Origin of the sequence: Methylobacterium oxalidis, from assembly GCF_007992195.1 — a bacterium.
Lineage (GTDB): Bacteria > Pseudomonadota > Alphaproteobacteria > Rhizobiales > Beijerinckiaceae > Methylobacterium > Methylobacterium oxalidis.
On the sequence record NZ_BJZU01000207.1, the window covers coordinates 1 to 4,725 of the forward strand.

The following is a 4,725-nucleotide window of genomic DNA, read 5'->3' on the forward strand; positions in this document are numbered from 1 at the left end:
CGACGCGGCCTGATTGACGGAGTGAGATCGCCCACGTCCTGCAAGATCTTTGATCCCCGCACCCGTTTACCGGGCGGACCACGGCATCGTCGATGCGATTGATGGGCTGGCCGAGGCCGTGACGGACGACCGCAAGCACTTCCACCTCACGGCGCTGACTACGCCCGCCGGGAACCTGATGCCACCTCCCAAGGATAGCGAGTAGACGACGAGGGCCGGGGGCTGCTCCGCTCGCTCGCGCATCCTTTCGTGCTGGCTTATGCTCGGCGCCAAGCAGGAGACAGCGCCGTGGACAATCAGACCGCATTGGACGCCTTAGTGCTTCAGCACCAGCGTTTTACGGACATGCTCCGCTCGGCCGACAGCGGCATCTGGTGGTCGTCGGATGTTGCTGCCGGGCTGAATGCTGAAAAGATCAAGGCTCAAGCCGACATGATCGGCGCCGCCTTGGACGAACTGGAAAGCCTCATCAAAAAAATCAACGCGTAGCTTCCGGCGAGGATATGGGAGAGGATATGGGACCAGTACGCGCGCCCGCGCGAGGCGGTCTCACATGGCGCAATTGGGAGCAGTACGCGCAGGCGCGAAGCCGTGGCTCGCAACAGCTACTCGCCGGCTGGGCGTTGCGAAACCAGCCGGTCTCTCGGATCGCAGCAGGTTCGGCTCAGCCCTCGCTCCCTAACTGACGGTCAGCGCCAACTGTGTCGTGATCCACGCCTGCGCCTCGTCTAGGTCGGAGAAGAGGGGCGGATCAGGATCGTCCACCGGCCCGAACCCCGCCTCCAGAAACCACTTGCCCACATCGCTGCCGTGGCTGTCCGATAGGCACACCAGCACGGCCACCAGAAAGCCATCCTTGAACACGAGCTGGCTCTCCTGATCGTCGCTACCCGTCGCAACCTTCACAGGCTGAAGACGCAGCGTCATGCGGCGGCTCCCCTGACAAGGTGCAAGTAGTTAGGCTTGAACTCGGCCAGAGCCTGTAGACGTTGAAGGTCGAGGATCCGCAGGTGTTGGTCGGAGATCTCTATCAGCCCTCGCTCGCGAAGGCTCGCCAGGCTTCGGTTCACATGCACGCTGCTCAGGCCGGTGGTGTCGGCGAGGTCCACCTGCGTCAGCGGGAAGGCGTAGGCATCCGAACTCGCGCAGCCTACCGCCTGGAGCCGCAGCAGCAGCTCGCACAGCAGATGCGCGATCCGCTCGTCGGCCGAGCGACGCCCGACATTGACCAGCCACTCGCGTAAGGTCGCCTCGTCCACAAGCGTGGCGAGCCGCAGGGCGTGGGTAATCGTCGGGTGGCTACGCAGGAGTTCCTGGATGGTATCGAGGGGGATCTGCACGACCTCGCAGGCCGAGAGCGTGCCGATGGCGTGATCCATCTCCTTCAGCATCGCGACATCGAGGTCGCAGAAGTCGCCGGGGATAAGGTAGGCCATGATCTGACGCGCGCCGCGGGATCGGCGCTTGTAGCGGCAGGCCATGCCTTCAAGGATCAGGTAAACGCCGTTCGGTGCGTCCCCTTCGCGGATGAGGTCGGTGTGTGCCGGCACGGAGCGCGTGTCGGCGCTGATCGTCTCCAGTACGGCTCGGTCGGCGTCCGACAGGCTGGCCAGACTGTCGAGTTTGCGGATGAGGGGGTTGGTCTGGGTATGGTCAGGATCCGGCGGCTTGCCTGCAGGATCTTTCCTGGGTCGAGCGTCGTCCTGCATCGCCTTTTCACCTGGGTTGGATGCGTATCTCGATTGGCCGCAATCTAGAGCATGCGTTCTGGGCGCAAAAGGGCTTCTTGCCGCGACCAACTGTGTTCCAAGCCAATTTCCTCGTGAATGGTCCGGCAGGACGCACAACTGATGATAGCTTCGCGCGTTGGCTCATCTCAGGATCAAAACCCCGCTCGTGCCCCTGAACGACGAACCAATCCCGACCACAGGAGCTCAGCGTGCAACTGATCGTTTCCGCACATCAAAACGGCCAAGCCATCGCCTTCCAGCAAATCACGCCGGCAGCAGCAATGGAGAAGGCTCGTCGGATGCAAGAAGGTGGATTGCACGACGTGCACATCACCGACATCACCGGCCGCTCCTATGCACCCAAGGAATTTGCAGCTTGCTTCACGCCGACCACCTCGTAGGCCGGTGCAGTCCCACTTCGGGCTCGCGCTGCTGACGCACCGTTGATGCTCAGCTAACGGCCCTGGCGTATCCTATCCGCAGGCCACGTTGCGTATCGGCCCGATCAGCGTCGCGTGGACACAACTAAGGGCCCTTGGCGTTCGAATTTCGCAAGATCACTGCACCGACGTTCTTCGCGCTCTGGTGTGCCGCGTTACGACAAGGTTGGAGCTTCCTCCGTTGTCACTCGGAACTCTGTGAGCGTGTTTGGCCCAAAGGTCAGCGTCAGCGGTACATCGGCGGCATCGCGCCCGTAGGCGATCAGGATCCGGCCGATGCGGGAGCTGTTGTTGCGCGGATCGAAAGTATGCCAGCGGCCGCCGAGATAGACCTCCATCCAAGCTGCGAAGTCGCCCGGCGCGTGTGGCAAGGGCAGGCCGATGTCACTGACATAGCCGTTGCAGTAGCGGGTCGGGATGTTCAGGCAGCGGCAGAATGTGACTGCGAGGTGCGCGTAGTCGCGGCAGACGCCCTGTTGCTCCTCGAAGACGTCGTAGGCCGTGCGGGTCGGGCGCGCATGTTCATACCCGAAGGTGATCCGGTCATGCACATAATCGCAGATGGCTTGGACCCGGCTCCAGCCGGGCGGGAGATGGCCGAATAAGTCCCAAGCGATGTCGGAGAGGCGGTCGGTTTCGCAATAGCGGCTGCCGAGGAGGAACAGCACGGCGTCTGAGGGCAGCTTCTCGATGGCAATCTCCTGAGCGCTGGTATCTTGCGTGTCGCCGCCGCCGTGATCGCGCACCACCGTGTCGGTCTTCAGGGCGAAACGGCCGGCCGGGGCGACCATGCGGTTGCACCAGTTACCGAAGCTGTCGCGGTATCCGTCGAGGGGGACCGCGGGGCTGGTCACCAAGTAGTCCGGCCGTTCGAGGTCGGAGAACCGCGAGGCGTGAACGTTCAGCGTTGCGATCACCGGTGTGGGCTGCGGGAACTCGTAAGTCATCTCGCAGCCGACAAGAATGCGCATGGGCGCTCTCCAGAGAGGTAGGACGAAGCTCTAGGCCGGTCGTTGGCAAAGGCAGGAGGCGCGCTGGACGGTGTGCCCCAGCTGGATGAACCTGTCCCCAGGCTTAGCATGGATGAGTAGTAAGTCAGACAGCTCGGCTACAGATCCTGCCTCCGCGCCGTCGAGCCGGCCCGAGTGTGTGAGGAGCCCAGCCCGGCGCTCGGACAATCGCTGGTAGCACGGACTGTTTCCGTATGACGCCAAAGGATTGATCTGGCGCGCGAGGCCGCGCGAAGCTCGCACAAAGCGCCTGCTTCTCTTCGAGCAAGTGCGTTCGTGGGAGGGGCGGCATCACATAGCGGCTGGGAAATCGGGAGCAGTACGGGCAGACGCGCGAAGCCATCAAGCCGTGACTTGCAACAGCTACTCGCCGGCTGGGCGTTACGGTTCTGCTCGGTGGTGAGCCGATCGGGCGACGGTCGCCGGAAGCATCGGAAACACCTCAATTGTCCAAAACCTCACAATATTGCCTATGCTATGATTTTAAGCATCGTACGAACAAGACATCGCGTATCTTAGTTGATTAACCCGTGTTATCGGGAGGCTGCTCACCCCGAAAACAGGAGGGCTACACCATGGCCCCTTCTGCCTGGGTACACGCGGGCGGCCCCTCAGAGCCGCCTGCTCCAGCTGAACAACCTAGCCTGCCCGAGACACCCCCTCCTGTCGGCTTCATCCATCGCGGGATCGCGCAGGAGGTCTACGCTGTCCTCGTCGACCTCGATGCCGATCCCGATACCCTCCTCGCCGAGGTGTGTCTCGATCGGCGGCTCTTCGACGGCGGCGGTACTCCTGTCCCATACGCCGCACTCGGCCGTCTGATCGCCCTCGGGGCCGAGCGAACCGGGTGTCGCCATCTCGGCCTTCTCATCGGGCAGCGGACCGCCCTGACCTCGCTCGGGCTGATCGGCTTGCTGATGCGCCACTCGGGCACGGTGGGCGACGCCCTGCGGGCTCTCGAAGAGCACACCGGCATGCACAGCCGGGGCGCCGTGGTCGGGCTCGGCATCGCCGGAGGCGTGGCGGTCCTCAGCTACTCCCCCTACGAGCCGGGAGCCGAGGGGTCTGCCCAGCATACAGAGCGAGCCCTTGCCAATGTGACCAACGTGCTGCGCGCGCTGTGCGGGGCCGAGTGGGCTCCGCTGGAGGTTCTGCTGCCGCGCTCTGCTCCCTGCGACACAGCTCCGTACCGCGGCTTCTTCCGGGCGCCGGTCCGGTTCGACGAGGAGGTGGCCGCCCTGGTGTTCCCGGCGGAACTCCTAGAGCAGCGCATCGCGGGTGCGGACCCGGCGGCCCATCGCGACGCCGAGGAGCAGATCTGCCAGCTTGAGGCTGACCAGCCGCCCACGCTGACGGACGAGGTGCGCCGGTATCTCCGCACCGAGGTGACCCGGAACCGCTGCAAAGCCGAGAAGACGGCGCGCCTGAAGTTGTTGAACCGCCGCACCCTGAGCCGCCGACTGCGTGCTGAGGGCACCAGCTTCAGGCAACTCGCCAACGAGACGCAGTTCCGGCTGGCGAAACAGCTCTTGACGGGCACCAGCA

6 protein-coding genes are annotated in these 4,725 nt (G+C 63.9%); 3 read left to right on the plus strand and 3 right to left on the minus strand.

The window, feature by feature from the left end:
* The first annotated feature begins 288 nt into the window (after window positions 1-288).
* A complete protein-coding gene (locus MOX02_RS29305) occupies window positions 289-489 on the plus strand; it encodes a hypothetical protein (protein WP_147029301.1) in 201 nt (66 codons plus the stop codon).
* Window positions 490-678: 189 nt separating this feature from the next.
* On the opposite strand, the gene MOX02_RS29310 is transcribed toward MOX02_RS29305, so the two are convergent.
* Together MOX02_RS29310 and MOX02_RS29315 are read right to left on the minus strand one after the other, a co-directional pair.
* The gene (locus MOX02_RS29310; protein WP_147029302.1) at window positions 679-927 is read right to left on the minus strand and encodes a hypothetical protein; all 249 of its coding nucleotides are present in this window, start codon (window positions 925-927) and stop codon (window positions 679-681) included.
* On the minus strand, window positions 924-1,709 hold the full coding sequence (locus MOX02_RS29315) for a Crp/Fnr family transcriptional regulator (protein WP_147029303.1): 786 nt from the start codon (window positions 1,707-1,709) through the stop codon (window positions 924-926). The genes MOX02_RS29310 and MOX02_RS29315 overlap by 4 nt, the downstream gene beginning before the upstream one ends.
* 230 nt (window positions 1,710-1,939) lie before the next feature.
* Between MOX02_RS29315 and MOX02_RS29320 the strand changes: the two genes are divergently transcribed.
* A complete protein-coding gene (locus MOX02_RS29320) occupies window positions 1,940-2,131 on the plus strand; it encodes a hypothetical protein (protein WP_147029304.1) in 192 nt (63 codons plus the stop codon).
* A 194-nt stretch (window positions 2,132-2,325) separates the two neighbouring features.
* Here MOX02_RS29320 and MOX02_RS29325 read toward each other — a convergent pair whose 3' ends face one another.
* Window positions 2,326-3,141 (minus strand): transglutaminase-like domain-containing protein, encoded by an 816-nt coding sequence (locus MOX02_RS29325; protein ID WP_147029305.1) that lies wholly within the window; start codon window positions 3,139-3,141, stop codon window positions 2,326-2,328.
* Window positions 3,142-3,866: 725 nt separating this feature from the next.
* Here MOX02_RS29325 and MOX02_RS29330 point away from each other — a divergent pair.
* Window positions 3,867-4,725: AraC family transcriptional regulator ligand-binding domain-containing protein (locus tag MOX02_RS29330; protein WP_308632328.1), on the plus strand; the 859-nt coding region annotated here is incomplete at its 3' end.

What these genes read in the sequence shown, in the direction of transcription:
- MOX02_RS29310 (WP_147029302.1), bottom strand. Translation starts at nt 927, where the DNA reads ATGACGCTGCGTCTTCAGCCTGTGAAGGTTGCGACGGGTAGCGACGAT.
- MOX02_RS29315 (WP_147029303.1), bottom strand. Translation starts at nt 1,709, where the DNA reads ATGCAGGACGACGCTCGACCCAGGAAAGATCCTGCAGGCAAGCCGCCG.
- MOX02_RS29325 (WP_147029305.1), bottom strand. Translation starts at nt 3,141, where the DNA reads ATGCGCATTCTTGTCGGCTGCGAGATGACTTACGAGTTCCCGCAGCCC.